This is a genomic window from Emcibacteraceae bacterium (assembly GCA_041396985.1).
GTDB lineage: Bacteria > Pseudomonadota > Alphaproteobacteria > Sphingomonadales > Emcibacteraceae > Pseudemcibacter.
Genome location: JAWKXO010000002.1, coordinates 689,382 through 706,879, shown reverse-complemented (window position 1 = coordinate 706,879; position 17,498 = coordinate 689,382). Strand labels below are relative to the sequence as shown.

General features: G+C 44.8%; 16 protein-coding genes. 7 read left to right on the top strand and 9 right to left on the bottom strand.

Annotated features, from left to right (window positions below):
• Window positions 1–157: 157 nt before the first annotated feature.
• The 4 genes from R3D86_07960 to R3D86_07945 all read left to right on the top strand — a co-directional run bounded on the left by R3D86_07960 (window position 158) and on the right by R3D86_07945 (window position 5,828).
• On the top strand, window positions 158–2,260 hold the full coding sequence (locus R3D86_07960; GenBank protein ID MEZ5758140.1) for a sodium-translocating pyrophosphatase: 2,103 nt from the start codon (window positions 158–160) through the stop codon (window positions 2,258–2,260).
• A gap of 132 nt (window positions 2,261–2,392) precedes the next feature.
• The gene (ppa, locus tag R3D86_07955; GenBank protein ID MEZ5758139.1) at window positions 2,393–2,941 is read left to right on the top strand and encodes an inorganic diphosphatase; all 549 of its coding nucleotides are present in this window, start codon (window positions 2,393–2,395) and stop codon (window positions 2,939–2,941) included.
• A gap of 42 nt (window positions 2,942–2,983) precedes the next feature.
• Window positions 2,984–4,468, top strand: a complete 1,485-nt coding sequence (locus R3D86_07950; GenBank protein ID MEZ5758138.1) for a UbiD family decarboxylase — start codon at window positions 2,984–2,986, stop codon at window positions 4,466–4,468.
• Between the two features lie 7 nt (window positions 4,469–4,475).
• Entirely contained in the window at window positions 4,476–5,828 is a 1,353-nt protein-coding gene (locus tag R3D86_07945; protein MEZ5758137.1) for a metallopeptidase TldD-related protein, read from the top strand.
• A 15-nt stretch (window positions 5,829–5,843) separates the two neighbouring features.
• On the opposite strand, the gene R3D86_07940 is transcribed toward R3D86_07945, so the two are convergent.
• The 4 genes from R3D86_07940 to xseA form a co-directional block, all read right to left on the bottom strand.
• Window positions 5,844–7,058: an MFS transporter gene (locus tag R3D86_07940; protein ID MEZ5758136.1), complete on the bottom strand. Its 1,215-nt coding sequence runs from the start codon at window positions 7,056–7,058 to the stop codon at window positions 5,844–5,846.
• 165 nt (window positions 7,059–7,223) lie between these two features.
• Complete coding sequence (locus tag R3D86_07935) at window positions 7,224–7,910, bottom strand: TorF family putative porin (protein MEZ5758135.1); 687 nt, start codon at window positions 7,908–7,910, stop codon at window positions 7,224–7,226.
• A 36-nt stretch (window positions 7,911–7,946) separates the two neighbouring features.
• Complete coding sequence (locus R3D86_07930; GenBank protein MEZ5758134.1) at window positions 7,947–8,756, bottom strand: M23 family metallopeptidase; 810 nt, start codon at window positions 8,754–8,756, stop codon at window positions 7,947–7,949.
• Window positions 8,753–10,186: an exodeoxyribonuclease VII large subunit gene (gene xseA / locus R3D86_07925; protein ID MEZ5758133.1), complete on the bottom strand. Its 1,434-nt coding sequence runs from the start codon at window positions 10,184–10,186 to the stop codon at window positions 8,753–8,755. Before xseA ends, R3D86_07930 begins: the two co-directional genes overlap by 4 nt.
• Before the next feature lie 81 nt (window positions 10,187–10,267).
• Between xseA and purD the strand changes: the two genes are divergently transcribed.
• On the top strand, window positions 10,268–11,545 hold the full coding sequence (gene purD, locus R3D86_07920) for a phosphoribosylamine--glycine ligase (GenBank protein ID MEZ5758132.1): 1,278 nt from the start codon (window positions 10,268–10,270) through the stop codon (window positions 11,543–11,545).
• An 8-nt stretch (window positions 11,546–11,553) separates the two neighbouring features.
• Here the strand turns inward: purD and R3D86_07915 are convergent, their stop codons facing one another.
• Window positions 11,554–12,870, bottom strand: coding sequence for a mechanosensitive ion channel (locus R3D86_07915; GenBank protein MEZ5758131.1), 1,317 nt, complete (start codon window positions 12,868–12,870; stop codon window positions 11,554–11,556).
• Window positions 12,871–13,305, bottom strand: coding sequence for a nucleoside deaminase (locus R3D86_07910; protein ID MEZ5758130.1), 435 nt, complete (start codon window positions 13,303–13,305; stop codon window positions 12,871–12,873).
• Window positions 13,306–13,405: 100 nt separating this feature from the next.
• On the opposite strand from R3D86_07910, the gene R3D86_07905 reads away from it, so the two are divergent.
• Together R3D86_07905 and rsmD are read left to right on the top strand one after the other, a co-directional pair.
• Window positions 13,406–14,323, top strand: a complete 918-nt coding sequence (locus tag R3D86_07905; GenBank protein ID MEZ5758129.1) for a pseudouridine synthase — start codon at window positions 13,406–13,408, stop codon at window positions 14,321–14,323.
• Window positions 14,320–14,871: a 16S rRNA (guanine(966)-N(2))-methyltransferase RsmD gene (rsmD, locus tag R3D86_07900; GenBank protein ID MEZ5758128.1), complete on the top strand. Its 552-nt coding sequence runs from the start codon at window positions 14,320–14,322 to the stop codon at window positions 14,869–14,871. The genes R3D86_07905 and rsmD overlap by 4 nt, the downstream gene beginning before the upstream one ends.
• Here rsmD and mutL read toward each other — a convergent pair.
• From mutL to lspA, 3 genes are all read right to left on the bottom strand, one after another.
• Window positions 14,868–16,715 (bottom strand): DNA mismatch repair endonuclease MutL, encoded by a 1,848-nt coding sequence (gene mutL, locus R3D86_07895; GenBank protein MEZ5758127.1) that lies wholly within the window; start codon window positions 16,713–16,715, stop codon window positions 14,868–14,870. The genes rsmD and mutL overlap by 4 nt on opposite strands.
• Before the next feature lie 64 nt (window positions 16,716–16,779).
• Window positions 16,780–17,007: a DUF3035 domain-containing protein gene (locus tag R3D86_07890; GenBank protein MEZ5758126.1), complete on the bottom strand. Its 228-nt coding sequence runs from the start codon at window positions 17,005–17,007 to the stop codon at window positions 16,780–16,782.
• Window positions 17,008–17,012: 5 nt separating this feature from the next.
• Window positions 17,013–17,498: a signal peptidase II gene (gene lspA, locus R3D86_07885; protein ID MEZ5758125.1), complete on the bottom strand. Its 486-nt coding sequence runs from the start codon at window positions 17,496–17,498 to the stop codon at window positions 17,013–17,015.

Genomic DNA, 17,498 nt, shown 5'->3' with positions numbered 1-17,498 from the left:
CCAATCGGCCGCTGGAACCGCGTACAATTAATCAACCCTTGATTTCCGCTGAATAATTGAGCATTGTATTTCAACTTTTGTAGGGGAATCCTCCTTAAGTGCGATAAAATTAGCACTTGATCAAAGGGATAGAGTTTTTAAAAACAATTTAGAGGGAATGATGACTAATATATATTTAACAATTGTGGGGTGTGGAGTTGTCGCGCTTCTGTATGGTGTTTATGCGACTAAAAGAGTAATGGCCTTCGGCACAGGCAATGAAAGAATGCAGGAAATTGCTTCTGCCATTCAGGAAGGTGCTGCCGCCTATCTAAACAGACAATATAAAGCCGTTGCCATTGTTGGCGCTGTGGTTGCTGTCGCACTGTTTTTACTTCTGGGCCTTCATGTGGCCGTCGGTTTTATCGCCGGTGCCGTGCTATCTGGCGCTGCCGGATATATCGGAATGAATGTGTCCGTCCGTGCTAATGTCAGAACTTCTCAGGCGGCTTCTGAAAATCTAAATAAAGCCCTTGATGTGGCCTTTACCTCAGGTGCCATTACCGGCATGCTTGTTGTTGGCCTCGGCCTTCTTGGTGTTGCAATTTATTATATTTATATGGTGTCAGCCGGAATGGACGTTCGTACCAATTTGGAAGGTCTCGTCGGTCTTGGCTTTGGTGCCAGTCTCATTTCGATCTTCGCCCGTCTTGGCGGTGGTATTTTTACAAAAGGTGCCGACGTTGGCGGTGATATGGTTGGTAAAGTAGAAGCCGGCATTCCAGAGGATGATCCAAGAAACCCTGCGACAATTGCTGACAATGTGGGAGACAATGTCGGTGACTGTGCCGGCATGGCCGCGGACCTTTTTGAAACATACGCTGTTACTGTGGTTGCGACCATGCTGATCGCCTCCAGCGCTTTTGTTGAAACGTCAGTAGAAAGCATGATGCTGCTTCCGCTTATGATTGGGGCATTATGTATCGTTGCCTCTATCATCGGCACTTTCTTTGTCAAGCTTGGTGCCGGATCTGAAAATATTATGGGGGCACTTTATAAAGGCCTTATTGTAAGTGGCGTTCTTTCGGCTGCTCTGATCTTTGGCATGTTTAACCAGGTTGACATTTTTTCAGATGCTGTAATGGCGAGCGGGAAAACCGTTTCGTCGATGAATCTTTACTTCTGTGTCCTTACCGGTCTTGCCGTAACTGGTCTGATCGTATGGGTTACAGAATATTATACAAGCACTGAATATCGACCTGTTCGTGTGATTGCACAGGCTTCTGAAACCGGTCATGGCACCAACGTTATTCAGGGTCTGGCCATTTCAATGGAAGCTACTGCCATTCCTGTAATTATCATTAGTGGTGGTATTTTCATTGCCTTCACACAGGCTGGTTTGTTTGGCATATCCATTGCTGCTACTGCAATGTTGTCACTTGCCGGTATGGTTGTTGCCCTTGATGCATATGGCCCGGTAACGGATAACGCCGGCGGTATTGCCGAAATGTCCAACCTTCCGGAAGATGTCCGTACAACAACGGATAAACTTGATGCTGTAGGAAATACGACAAAAGCGGTGACAAAAGGATATGCAATTGGGTCAGCTGCCCTCGCCGCACTTGTGCTCTTTGCGGCCTATACCGAAGAAATTGCCCATTATCTTCCACAATATGCAAATATCACTTTCCCACTACAGGATCCATTTGTTGTGATCGGACTGTTTATTGGCGGCATGCTTCCTTATCTGTTTGCCTCCATGTCAATGCTTGCTGTTGGCCGTGCTGCAGCCAGTGTGGTCGTGGAAGTAAGACGTCAGTTTAAAGAAATCAAAGGCATAATGGAAGGAACTGCAAAACCGGAATATGGCAGAGCAGTTGATTTGCTAACCCAAGCAGCAATTAAGGAAATGGTGGTTCCATCACTGTTACCACTGCTTGCGCCATTTGTTCTCTTCGGTGCGACATATTTGGTCAGCGGCAACATCGTCAACGCCTTCCAGGCATTGGGTGCAATGTTGCTCGGGACCATCATCACCGGATTGTTTATTGCCATTTCCATGACATCTGGTGGTGGTGCATGGGATAATGCCAAAAAATATATTGAGGACGGCAATCATGGTGGCAAAGGATCAGAAGCCCATAAAGCTTCTGTCACAGGTGATACTGTTGGCGACCCATATAAGGATACAGCCGGTCCTGCCGTTAACCCGCTGATTAAAATTACCAACATCGTTGCTATTTTGCTGGTGGCAATCGTTGCTAAATTAGGTCTCGGCTAAACTTAATATATAAAATATTTTAAAAACCCCGCACATAGCGGGGTTTTTTTTGTGAAAAACATGCTGACAAACCAGAATGATTGGCTATATTGCGCCCAATACTGTCAACAACGATTCGCACGAGTTATTTTAATGCCCTATATTGAAAAAATTAACGCCGGCCTCAACCCACCGGAAGAAATCAACGTCATTATTGAAGTTCCTGTCGGCGGCGCCGCTGTAAAATATGAAATGCATAAGCGTAGTGGCGCGATCCTTGTTGACCGCATCCTTCATACACCAATGCGCTATCCCGCCAACTATGGCTATATGCCGCATACATTATCGGATGATGGTGATCCATGTGATGTGCTTGTTGTTGTGAATGAGCCGCTGGTTCCGGGCTGTATTATTCGTGCCCGTCCGATCGGCGTCTTACTGATGGAAGATGAAGCTGGGCAGGATGAAAAAATACTTGCTGTTCCAGACCTGAAAACAGACCCAACTTATAAGGATGTACACTCTCATAACGACCTTCCTGATCTTTTGCTAAAGCAAATTCAGCATTTCTTTGATCATTACAAAGATCTGGAGGATGGAAAATGGGTAAAAATTATCGGCTGGGAAGGTCCTGAAACGGCAAAACGGATTATTATGGAATCTATTGAACGCCAAAAAAATTCTTCGGCAAATAACGATTAATTTTCCGCTTATCATTTTGTCAGATTTCACCTATAAGAAATCATGACATTTTCATCATTAAGAGATTTTATTGATAGCCTTGAACACGCGAACAAACTTGTTCGCGTACAAGAACCTGTTTCTGCCGATCTGGAAATGACAGAAATAGGCTGTAGAACCCTAAGCAAATCTGGGCCCGCCCTACTGTTTGAAAACGTCATAAAATGTGACGGGAGCAAAAGCAGCATGCCGGTTCTTACCAATTTATTTGGCACTGTTGAACGCGTGGCGATGGGCATTAATGCAAAACCCGAAGATCTTAGAAATATTGGTAAAACGCTGGCTGAGCTGAGACAGCCGGAGCCGCCAAGCGGGTTTAAGGATGCGCTTGATAAGCTTCCCATGCTGAAAAAAGCCATGACCATGCGGCCTAAAACCGTAAAATCAGGCCCTGTGCAAGATGTGATCCTGACTGGTGATGATATTGACCTTAACATGCTGCCAATACAGAAATGCTGGCCGGATGATGCCTCGCCTCTTATCACATGGCCGCTAGTGGTTTCAAAAGGTCCGGGAAAAATCAAAGAGGATGATTATAATCTCGGCATATACCGGATGCAGTTGCTTAATAAAAACCAGACTTTGATGCGCTGGCTCAAACATCGTGGTGGTGCCCAGCATCACCGGCGCTGGAAAGCGGAAAAATCGGAACCTTTGCCAGTTGCTGTGGTGATCGGTGCCGACCCGGCAACGATCCTGGGAGCGGTGACCCCGGTTCCGGATACCTTATCCGAATATCAGTTTGCTGGACTGCTTCGGGGTAAAAAAACCGAACTTGTTGACTGTATTACTGTTCCACTGAAGGTACCATCAACCGCAGAAATTGTCATAGAAGGCCATGTATCCCTGAATGATTATGGCGATGAAGGTCCATTTGGTGATCACACAGGTTATTATAACAGTATTGAGAAATTTCCGGTTTTCACGGCAAGCGCCATTACAATGCGTAAAAATCCGATTTATCTTTCGACTTATACCGGAAAACCACCGGACGAACCATCAATTCTTGGGGAAGCTTTAAATGAAATATTTATTCCCCTGCTTCAACAGCAATTTCCGGAAATAGTTGATTTCTGGTTGCCGCCGGAAGGATGCTCTTACCGGGTGGCTGTGGTTTCCATTAAAAAGGCCTATGCCGGACACGCAAAAAGGGTCATGATGGGCGTCTGGTCATATCTGAGGCAGTTTATCTATACCAAGTTTGTTATTGTCGTCGATGATGATATCAATGCCCGTGACTGGAAAGAAGTGATTTGGGCCATGTCCACCAGAATGGACCCGGTAAGAGACACCACACTTACTGAAAACACCCCGATTGATTATCTTGACTTTGCCTCTCCCGTCTCAGGCCTCGGCGGTAAAATAGGCCTTGATGCAACTAATAAAATGGATGGAGAGACAAACCGGGAATGGGGAAAACAGATCAGCATGGACGAAAACATTATAAAAACTGTCGATGAAAAGTGGTTAAAACTAAATATTGAATAGGATAGGTATGAGTGAAAACGCAAATATGATGTCACCCGAAAGACTGGAAAATCTCGTCAAAAAAGCAAAAAAAAGCGGGGCCGATCATGCCGATGCAGTTTTCTTTACCGGCAGTTCCAGTTCTGTTTCCTGGCGTCTAGGTAAACTAGAGGATATTGAAAGATCAGAAAATTCCGATCTGGGACTGCGTGTCATCATTGGAAAAAATCAGGCGATTGTTTCGTCCAGTGATATGTCCGATCATACGCTTGAAGAACTGGTCTCCCGGGCGATTGACATGGCGAGAAACACGCCAGAAGACCCTTATTGTGGCCTCGCAGATAAAAAACTGCTGGCACTTGATAACATCCCCGAGCTGGACCTTTATGACAGTCATGAGCTGGATGAAGAAACTCTTAAAAATATTGCTGCCGAAGCTGAAGCCCATGCTTTGGACATTCAAGGCATTACAAATTCGGAAGGGGCCGGCGCCAGTGCCACCAAGGGAGCCATTACCCTTGCCAATACGGATGGCTTTGTTGGTCATTACAAATCAAGCAATTTTGGCTGTAGTATTTCCGTAATTGCCGGTAGTGGTACAGCAATGGAGCGCGATTATGCCTGGACATCGCGCCGCCATTTTGAAGATATGGAAAGCCCCTATAAAATAGCGCGTGAAGCGGCCGAGCGGACCCTTAAAAAATTAAATCCGAAAAAAGTTAAATCCTGTGAAATTCCTGTCGTTTACGACCCAAGGGTATCCAGAACGCTTGTAGGACATCTTGCTAGTGCCATTAATGGTGCATCGATTGCCCGCAAAACCAGTTTCCTGCTAGAACTTATGGGCAACCAGATTTTTCCTGAGAATATAAATATAACAGATAATCCGCATATTTTACGTGGGCCGTCCTCTCGCCCCTTTGATGGTGAAGGGGTCAGAAATGCACCGCTTGAAATTATTTCAAATGGTGAATTAAAAAACTGGATCCTAGACAGTAGCAGTGCACGGCAACTTGGTCTAACCAGCAACGGTCGCGCTGGAAGGGGAACATCAAGTCCACCATCCCCATCTACAAGTAATTTATTTATGGATGCAGGAGCAGTCAGTGTTGAAGATCTTATCGGGGATATTAAAAATGGTTTTTATGTCACCGAACTGATTGGCAGCAGTGTCAATGGCATTACTGGTGATTACAGTCGGGGAGCCAGCGGTTTCTGGATTGAAAATGGAAAATTAAGCTATCCGGTAAATGAAATAACAATTGCCGGCAATCTCAAGAAAATGTTTATGAACCTTACCGCCGCTGATGATCTGGAAATTAAATATGGCACTGATGCGCCAACTGTGCGTATTGACAAAATGATGCTGGCGGGAAATTAATCTACCCAATTAAAATTATAAAGGTCTGTTTTGCGGCCAGACCAGATTTTCCATTTCTTCCGGCGGCAGAGTACCTTCTTTACTAACTCTTTTGGCCGTTAAAATAACACGCACTATTATGAAGGCCGCAACTAGCGCATGAAAGCCGCCACAAAATAAGAACAAAGCCTTTGCACCTGAGAATTGCATAAGATTACCGGCAACGACAGGGCCAAAAATTGACCCGATTGACCAGGTTGTCAGGATTGTTGCGCAGACGGCTACAGTTTCATTATGACTTACGTGATCAATGGCATGGGATAATGCGATTGAGTAAAGAGAAAGAGCTGCTCCGCCCCAGATAAAACATAAAATCAGGGCGTTAACCTGATTTGCTGCAAAAGGAAACGTCATGGCAACGGCCATACAGGCGGAAACGGAAAATCCGATGATCATTATTTTACGACGACCTAAAATATCTGACATAAAACCAGATGGCCATTGTAGCAAAAGGCCCCCAAAATGAGCCGCTACCAGCAATATAAGGGCTTGGGATTTAATCAGACCGACTTCAACACCATATACAGGCATCATATTAAGCACCGCGCTATTGGTAAAACCGAGAATGAAGGCGGCAATGAAAGCACTAGGCGCATCATGCAATATTTTTCTAAATGACGTTGATACCCCGGGGCCAATTTCAGGCTGAGGTAGTTTTGTCAGACAAACCGGGATAAGCGATATAATAAAAAGCAGAACACAGAATATTATGGCATTATCACTAAACCCGGCTGAATAAGACAGTAGAGCCGGTGCCCCAACATAGGCCAGTTTCGTAATTGTTGAATAAAATCCCATAATCCGCCCCCGTATTTCAAGCGGAGTAACATGTCCGACCCAGCTATCAACACATGTCATGATAATGGCAATCGCACAGCCCATTATGCCACGAAAAATTGTCCAAACAGCAGCATCCTGCATTAAATGCATCATAAGCGTTAACGATGCCAGCACGGCAGCCGCAAAAGTAAAGCTTCTGATATGGCCAATATTCATAAGCAGTTTTCTTGCCCAGAAGCACCCCAAAACAAACCCAAGCCCGTATACGGTCGGAATCATGCCCACGCTGCCCAGAGATGAACCGGAACTATTGGCATTTAGCACAACAGTTGGCGCGACCACGCTATTGGCAAACTGCAATATAACGATGCTTAATAATAAGGCCGTAATCGATAAAATAATTTTGAACATTCAATCGCACATATGAAATTAGCTTCAAATCTAACCCTGCACTTAACGCAAAGTAAATTAAATAACAAACATTAGTTTATACAAATGAATGTTATTTCAATCCACTATTGTAGTGATATTGTTTTTTCAAGGAAAACTGTAATCTTTGCTCTTTATTTTTTCAGTTTAGAAGAATGCTGCCACCCTGAAAACAACCCCTGAATCCGAACGTCTGCCAACCACATTTGTATCAACATAGGATATACCAAGTTCAAATTTATCAAAAGTGACACTGGTGCCCAGTCGCCAATCCCATTTATTATTGCCAAAGAAACCGTCCTCATAGCCCAAATGCAGATTTATGGAAAAAGGCGTGTTGGGGACTTGTCCACGGGTTTCATTGTAAAAATAAATATTATCCTGACTGCCATTATTACTCTGACTTGGCATATAGGAAATGCCCAATGTGCTTGTGAGCAAGCCAAAATCAACGCCGACTGAACCGTATGTTTCAAAATACGTGGCATTATTCCCACCAGGATAAACATATGCCGTGGCTCCAATATCATAAATTATACCATTCGATTCCCTGCTATATCCGGCATAAAAATTGGTTTCAACATCTGCACCACGAAAATCAGAAACGTTTGACGCCCAGGCACCGGTATAAATACCATTATCTGCAAACCAGTCTATGCCTCCCTGAACAGCAACATCATTGTTGGATTTGGAAACACCACGAAAACGATAATCACTCAGTAAAGATGCATTAAAAGCCAGCTCTCCGCCAAAAAGGCGTGTTTGCGCCTGTACGGTGACAGGAACCATAACGATTAGACATAACAGACTTAACATGATTTTCTTAAGTGTCATCAAATACTCCTTGAAATTTTTTTCATTCAATTGCCATCATTCAATGCCAATTGCCACACCCGCATTAAGGCGCACTTTATACCAATTCATCCCCCAGTGGAGATGAGGGCCTGTGGCCCGGCCGGACATACCAACGGTTCCAATCGGGTCCCCCTGCTTTACCGTATCGCCTTGCTTAACCATTGTTTTTTCCATATGGGCATAAACACTGCTCAAGCCATGCCCATGATCAATAATCATGGTATTTCCTGTCAAATACTGATCACTCACGAGTGTCACTTTGCCCCCTAATGGCGCCACAATTAAAGCCCCCTGTCCCGGCGCAATATCAAGTCCGGTATGTGGGCTTCTTGGTTCACCATTAAGCACCCGATGCGATCCAAATCTGCCGCTAATTCTTCCCTTTACCGGCCAGATCATCTGTTCCCTGAAATTTTCAAGATCACTGTCCGTTTCACGAGCGGCACGAACGTCTGCCGCATCTCTTGCTATCCGCTCCTGGACCTCCTTTGGCGGTGCAACATATTTTGGTGGAAGCCCGGTAATTTCTTCGACTTCATAATCATGAGGCTCAACATCAAGATGGTACATGGTAAACCCCCCGGCTTTGTGATCAACACGAATATTGGCCACAGACTTATATTGCCAGCCAAGCCCGATTACAAAATATCCTTCAGGGTCCGTTTTAACGGTCTCTCCCTGGAATGTTACTTTATCGCCGGGTGAAACATTTCCGACATAATAGCCCCCCTGTTTAAGTGGTTCTTTAATGCCCAAATCGTTGCTGGCATAACTTAATGCATTGCTCAACATAAAAAATATGCTTGCCAGAAATAATTGCTTCATAACAATTGCCCCTGTTCATTCTGGTCAGCCTTTTTCTTTTTATTTACGGTCTTGGCTTTGCCGCCAGTGGCCATTACATCAACTTTTCCATCTCTGAATTCAATCGCCAGACGATCCCCAGTTGCAATATTTTTGCCTTCGCTAAGCGCTTTTCCGTGATCATCCCTAATGACCGCGAACCCCCGTTCCAGAACTTTCTGATAACTTAAGCTTTCAAGCAGTCGGGCGGGATTTTGATATTCTGTCCGTCTTTGGATCATATAATTTGAAATGGCTCTGTTCATTCGTTCGTCAGTGGTTTTAATTCTTTCGTCAGCACGTTTTATTTCCGATTTTAATGTCTCGGGCCGCAAAAGGCCTTTTATTCTCTCCAGTTTGAAAGCCTGTCGCTCAACACTTATCTTAAGGGCCCGGGGCATTCGTTCGCTAAGCTCATCAAACCGCTGTGAAACCAAACTAAGCAGCTCAGATGGTTTTGGCAGGCCGCGTCCCAGGCCTTCTACTTTTTGTTCGAGATTATTAATATATCTTCTTGTGGCTTTTTCAAGGCGCAGGTCGAAGTCCTTTATCGTATAAACCAGATCATCCCGAACCGGCACAGCCCGTTCCGCAGCAGCCGTCGGTGTTGGTGAACGGAAGTCAGAAACATAATCAATAAGGGTGGTATCTGTTTCATGACCAACCGCTGAAATCAGCGGAATTTTTGATCGGGCAACCGCACGGATGACTTCTTCCTCATTAAAACACCAGAGATCCTCAAGGCTACCGCCTCCTCGTGCAACAATCAGCACATCAGGCCTTGGAATTGTTGCTGTCCCATCAAGGGCATTAAAACCGTCTATGGCCTCCGCAATCTGCTTTGAGGCCCCTTCCCCCTGAACCAGTACCGGCCAAACCAGAACATGACGCGGGAACCGGTCCGATAAACGGTGGAGAATATCACGAATAACCGATCCGGTTGGTGACGTCACGACGCCAATAACTTCCGGCAGGTAGGGGATGGGTAATTTACGGTTTTGGTCAAAGAGCCCTTCTGCGGCAAGTTCTTTTTTTCTCTTTTCGAGAAGTGCCATCAATGCGCCTTCCCCGGCGACCTCCATATTTTCAATGACGATCTGATATTTTGACCGACCTGGATAGGTCGTCAGCTTGCCGGTTGCAACAACCTCAAGCCCGTCTTCCGGACGAAATGTAAGCCTGCCCGACACCCCTTTCCACATGACGGCATCAATCACCGAATTATCATCCTTAAGATTGAGATAAATATGACCCGATGCTGCCCTTTTAAGGCCGGAAATTTCACCTCTTAATTTCACATAACCAAACTGCTCTTCAACAGTTCGCTTCAGCGCCAGACTTAATTCAGTGACTGAATATTCCTTTGCATTGCTTTGGGTCACTTCATTATTAAACGGATAATCGCTCATCATTCTTCATTTTCAATATTGTCGGCTTGCTTCTCATGGTCGCTATGATACAAGAGAGAAAAAGATTTAAAAAGGAAATTACTCATGAATATTTTAGTCATTGGTTCTGGTGGACGCGAACATTCACTTAGCTGGAAAATCGCACAGTCCCCACTTCTTGATGAACTTTATGTTGCACCGGGCAATGGCGGCATGGGCGATATTGCCACACTTGTCCGTCTGGATGCAGAAAATCATGATGATGTTATTTCCTTTTGCCGCGAAAAAAAGATAGATTTCGTTGTTATTGGCCCGGAAGCACCACTCGTAGACGGCCTTGCCGACCGGCTTAAAGAAGAAGATATAAAAGTTTTCGGCCCTAGCGCCAATGCCGCCGTTCTTGAAGGTTCCAAAGGATTTACCAAAGATCTTTGTGCAAAATATAATATCCCAACAGCCGCTTATGGTCGCTTCAGTGATGCGAAAAAGGCCAAAAAATTTGTCGCAGCAAATGGCGCCCCTATCGTTATAAAGGCTGATGGACTTGCGGCCGGAAAAGGGGTGATTATTGCCGAAACCCTGGATCAGGCAAATGATGCAATTGATGATATATTAAGCGGCCAGTTTGGCAGTGCCGGGGCCGAACTTGTCGTTGAAGAATTTCTTAGCGGAGAGGAAGCAAGCTTTTTTGTCCTTACCGACGGTAAAAATATACTGCCTTTCGGAACGGCGCAGGATCATAAACGGGTTGGTGAAGGCGATACCGGCCCAAATACCGGAGGGATGGGGGCCTATTCCCCGGCGCCGGTAATGGACGATGATATGATTACCCGAACTATTGATGAAATTATTTTGCCGACCGTCAAAGGCATGGCTGCTGAAGGGCGCCCCTTTAAAGGGGTCCTATTCGCCGGACTGATGATTACCAAAAAAGGACCTGAGCTGATTGAATATAATGTCCGGTTCGGTGACCCTGAATGTCAGTGCCTGATGATGCGGCTTGAAAGTGATATTGTTCCTCTTTTAATGGCCTGTGCTGACGGAACACTTGATCAGATGAGTGCTAAATGGTCAGATAAAGTATCCCTTAATGTCGTCATGGCCGCAAAAGGTTATCCGGGAAGTTATGAGAAAAATACGGAAATCGGAAACCTGCAGACGGCGGGTTCAGCAGAAAATATTATGATCTTTCATGCAGGGACCAAAAAAAGCGGCGATAAAATCCTAGCCACCGGAGGTCGGGTGCTCAATATCACGTCGATTGCAAACAGTGTTACAGAAGCAAAACGGGACGCGTACACGGCACTTGATCAGATTAACTGGCCCGAAGGCTTCTGCCGCCGTGATATCGGTTGGCGTGCTGTCGAGCGCGAGAAAAAATAACCGATCAATTACTGGAAATCATCACCACGCGTTTTATTGGAAACAATATGGACATCCCTTTGCGGATAGGGAAATTCGATACCGTTAGCATTAAATTTATGCCAGATTTTCAAGTAAACCTCACTGGCAATATTGGTCACACCATTCTCACTGTCCCTGATCCACATTCTAAGCTCCAGATCGACGCCGTTATCGCCAAACCCTTTGACCAGCGCCCGCGCTGCCGGGTTTTTAATAACACGGGGAGATTCAGCCGCCGCTTCCAGCATCAGGTCCATCGCTTTTTCAATGTCACTGTTATAGGACACATTAAGCGGTAAATGGCGGCGAACTTTTTTATCCGAAAATGTCCAGTTAATCACAGGCTGGGTAATAATATCTTCATTCGGCACCAGATGTTCACGCCCATCCCGGGATATCACCGATGTATAACGTGCTGCAAGCTTGTTGATCCGTCCGTATGTTCCCGATATTTCAATCACATCACCGGGCTTAATGGATTTATCCAGCAGAAGAATGACACCACTGATAAAGTTAGAAACAACCTTCTGAAGACCGAAACCAAGACCAACACCAATCGCACCGCCAAAGACTGCCAGTGCAGTCAAGTCAATCCCCATACTGGATATGGCAAATAGAAAAGCAATAACCACAAGCAAAATAGATGACAGTTTACTTAAAAGAACACGGGCAGAAGGGGTCACATTTGGGGCATCACGCAACTTGGCTTCTATAACGCTCGAAAGAAACAATGCCCCCCAGATCAAAACTACCGAGGTTGTCAAACCCGTAATAATAGACAATATACTGATCGTCGTTGTACCAAAAGTGAACGTTGTGGTCGACAGAAGGTTAATGAAATCATCAAGAAGTCCGAAAATATTCAGGATCACCATTGTCCAGGCAACAATGCGGATAATTCTTGAAATGGTTTCGCTTTCGATCATCAATGTGACCCAGGTAATGACAATCCACAATATAATAAGGCTCGTTGCCAGCCTCAGAAATATAATCGGGCCATTTAAACTTGCGGAAACCTGCCAGGCAATAAAGACAAGAATGCACCATAATAACGGCAGATATAGAGCTTTCAGAAATTTTTCTATTCTCTTGTAAATTGTTTTTTCTTGAAAAACTTTATGCACAAATGGTGAAAAAGCTCTTGCTGCAAAGTAACTTAGCAAAAATAATATAAATATAATACCAAGCTGTATAAGGCTTTCAAACGACAGCAGATTAACCTTCAGCCATTTCAGTATCAATGTATAAAACTGGTTGGCAAAAGCAATTAATTCATCCATGGACAAATGTGGCGTGTTATTCATTCACCTGCGATCCTTAAAAAAATCCCGTAATAACTTTGCAGAAGGCTCCGTCATTATATGACCATAAACCTCGGGTTTATGATGACAGCTTTTTGCATTAAATACAATTGCTCCATTCTCAACACCGCCTCCTTTTTTATCTTCGGCTGCAAAATAAAGTCGGCGGATTCTGGCAAATGATATTGCCTGCGCACACATGGGACAGGGCTCCAAAGTGACATAAAGATCGCAGTCTGATAACCTTTCACTGCCCATAACACTGCAGGCTTCCCTGATCGCCAGAATCTCTGCATGTGCTGTTGGGTCTTTGAGTTCCATCACGCGGTTTGATGCTGTTGATAAAACTTTATCACTTGGCCCATGAACAATAACGGCCCCCACTGGCACTTCCCCACGAAGTGCTGCTTTTTTTGCTTCCTCAAGCGCTAAACTCATATGCATATTATCGAAAAGAGACATATAATAAATTTGCTAAAGCATTACAAAAAGGTCAAGCAAAGATTGCAATTTTAATAACTTCCCCTATGTTGAGAAAATGACAGACGAAACAGAAAAAAATAAAGGCGAACGTATCGCCAAAATCCTCGCCCGGGCCGGTGTTGGTTCGCGCAGGGCCGTAGAACGTATGATCGAAGCCGGAATGGTCAAAATAAATGGTGAAACGGTAAACAGCCCGGCAATTTTGATTACCTCCGTGGAAGGAATAACCGTTGATGGCCAGGTTGTAAAACCTCCGGAGGCCCCCAGATTATGGCTTTATCATAAACCGACTGGTCGCCTAACCACTTACTATGACCCAGAAGGCCGCCCTACAATTTTTGAGGCACTACCTGCTAATATGCCGAGGGTAATTTCTGTTGGAAGACTTGATCTTAATACCGAAGGCCTACTATTGCTAACCAATGATGGTGCACTTGCCAGATGGCTTGAACTTCCATCAACCGGCTGGGTTCGATCTTACAGAGTTCGGGTTAATGGACGGTTTCATCACAAAAGGCTCGAGGAAATTACCAAAGGCGTCACCATTGATGGGGTTCAGTACCGTAAAGTGGAAGTTGATCTGGATGAACGAAAAGAAGGGGTCAATCAGTGGCTGACCATCAGGATAAAAGAAGGTAAAAACCGTGAGGTTCGGAAACTTCTTGAATATGCGGGGCTAACAGTTTCCCGGCTTATCAGAACATCTTACGGCCCATTTGAGATTAAAAATTTACAAAAAGGCAGCGTTGCAGAAGTTGCCAAAAGTGAATTGCTGATCAGTTGCCGCGATTATTTTAAAGATCTGGATTTTGAAATTCCCGACCCTAAAAAAGACAAAAAGAAACAGGCAAAAGGCGAAGGATGGGCAAAGAGCAAACCAAAGAAAAATGCCAAACCCAAAAAACGCAGATCCAGACAGACCGAGCAAAATGGCAAAACCGCAATCAGAAAAAATAAACCCGTTAGGAAATGAGAATTATCGGCGGTACATATAGGGGGAAAAAACTTTTAACCCCGCAGGATGATCAAATCAGACCGACTACGGACCGGATGAGGGAAACCCTGTTTAATATGCTGGAACATGGGAATGGACCCGGGATAAGAGGATCAAATATACTTGACCTGTTCGCCGGAACAGGCGCGCTTGGGATTGAAGCATTATCCCGTGGGGCTGATCACGTCACTTTTGTTGATAATGATGCTCGTTCCATGAAACTGGTAAAAGAAAATACGGCTTTAATAAAAAGCCCCGAAAATGTCCGTTATATAATAGCAGACGCGATTAGGATCAAATATCCGGGTAAAGCCTTTGATATTATTTTTATTGATCCACCATACCGGAAGGACTTGATTACCCCCGCTTTAACCAACCTTCACGAACAGGGGCTCGTTAATCAAAACAGCTTGGTTGTGGTTGAATATGGCTCGGACGAGCACATTGATTTCACACCTCATTTCGGGGAAATCAAAAACCGTAAAATGGGTGATGCAACATTCTCACTGCTTGACTATCTGGCTTAACGGCGCCCAAACAATCTTTCAACATCACTCAGTTTAAGTTCCACATAGGTCGGACGCCCGTGATTGCATTGACCGGAATGGGGTGTTCTCTCCATTTCACGCAGAAGAGCATTCATTTCAGCCGTGGTCATACGCCGACCCGCCCGTACGCTGCCATGACACGCCATGGTACTACACACTTCTTCCAGCTTTTCCTTTAGTGAAAGTGCCTGATCCAGCTCAGCAATCTCATCGGCCAGATCACGGATAAGCCCTTTAATGTCCGTGTCTCCAAGCAGCGCAGGCACTTCCCTTACGACCACCGCATCTTCACCGAAAATTTCCATAACCAGACCAAGTTTTTCAAGCTCCTGCTGACGTGTCATAAGTCTTTCTACGGCGGACTGATCAAGTTCAACAATTTCAGGTAATAAAAGAACCTGACTTGGCACATTGCCTTCATCCATATGCTTTTTCATCCGCTCATAGACAAGCCGTTCATGTGCCGCATGCTGGTCAACAATGATAATACCCTTTTCAGTCTGGGAAATAATATAGGTTTCGTGGAGCTGCCCTCTTGCCGCTCCAAGAGGATATTCAGCTAAATCCCTGTTCTCACCGGGTACAATATAGGTACTGGTTTCGGCTTCCAAGGCTTCGTTCCTGCCCATCGGTGGAGAGAAATTATTGTTTCCTTCCGTTAATGGCATATGAAAATCGCGTGACATCTCCGAAAATGCATTTGAAACCCTTGTTGGTGGAATTTGGAAACTCTGCTGCCGGGCATATTGGAAAGATGCCGTCGGCCTTTGTTCAGATTGAAAAGCCCCAAGTGCGGCATTGGAAACAGTTGTAGATGCACGGTGTCCGGCTTCTGAAAGGGCATAACGCAAAGCACCGACAATCAATCCTCTGACGACGCCACTTTCCCTAAACCGGACTTCCGCTTTTGCCGGATGAACATTCACATCTACCATTTCTGTCGGAACTTCAAGAAACAGTGCAAGTACAGGGTGGCGGTTACGGGCTAAGAAATCCATATAAGCACCCCGAACCGCCCCCTGTAAGAGCTTGTCCTTCACCGGACGGCCATTCACAAACAGATACTGATGCTGTGCATTGCCCCGGTTATAAGTTGGCAGCCCTGCATAACCCGTCAGTTTTATATTTTCACGTTCTGCATCAATTTTCAGGGCATTATCAGTAAATTCGGATCCCAATATGGCCCCTAAGCGCCTAAGTCGCTTATCCAGCAGTTCGCCTTGCGCCGCTGAAACCTGAAATACCTTCCTGTCACCATCAAACAGTGAAAAAGCAATCTCCGGATTGGCCATGCTTAATCTTTTTATCACATCCAGTGTTTGTAAAAATTCAGTCCTGTCGGTTTTTAGAAATTTAAGACGTGCCGGGGTCGAGTAAAACAGGTCTCTTACTTCCACAAACGATCCTTTATCAAGAGCTGTTGGCATTACATCCGATTTTTTTCCTGCTTCAATATTAATTTTCCACGCATCTAAACTGTCATGGGCTCTGCTTTTGAATGAAAAACGGCTAACAGACGCAATTGAGGGAAGTGCCTCACCACGAAATCCCATAGTAACAATATTTGAAAGGTCATCTTCCTTTAATTTTGATGTCGCGTGTCGCTCTACTGCCAAGGCAAGGTCATCGCCTGTCATACCATGACCGTCATCGGAAACACTGATAAGCTTTCTTCCGCCATCTATCATGACGACATCAATGTTTTTTGCGCCAGCATCTATGGCATTCTCCACCAGTTCTTTTACTGCACTGGCCGGCCGCTCAATTACCTCACCTGCGGCAATCTGATTTATTGTGTTCTCAGAAAGGAGACGAATGCTCACGCGTGCTACTCCGTTTTTACTTATTAAGAGACACCCGACGCGAAAACTGACGCTTCAATAAACATTAATTTGAACCAAATAAGGCGCGCTTTGCCAATTCCTGCGGATCAAGTATTTCATCCAGATCAGAATCCGGGCCACCAGGTGTCAGATAAAAATCTGGCGGCAAAGCAAGTGGTGCATTTCTTAGCACCATATATTCATCCGGAACATGTTTATTTGAACAACCGGATACCAGGACCACAGCAGCTATTGAGGCCGTAATTAAAATCGCTTTATTTATCTTCTTCATAGATTTTATTCTTCTTTAGTTTTCTTTTCAGCATCGCCGCCGAAAGTCGAATTAAATATTAATAACACAGCACCAACAAATATAAAACTGTCAGCAACATTAAAAACGGCAAAATACCAATTTTCCCAGTGAAACTGGAAAAAATCGGCAACAGCACCAAATTTTACCCTGTCATAGATGTTACCAAATGCCCCACCAATAACAAGCCCGATAGCACCAGCAATGATTATTTTTTTTGCTGATCGTAACCAGTAAGTCAGAATGGCCACTATTATCAGGTTTAAAACCACCAACAGCCATCGGCCAAGATCATTCTCAGCAGATAAAAACCCAAAACTAACACCACGATTCCACACCATCACAACATCAAAAATTGGCAGGATTTTGACGGTTCCTTTGGCTGTCAGATCAAAAATATCGATAAACCACCATTTGCTCAACCGGTCGATAACAAACGCACATAATGCGAATATGCCGCCGATGCGCATCAT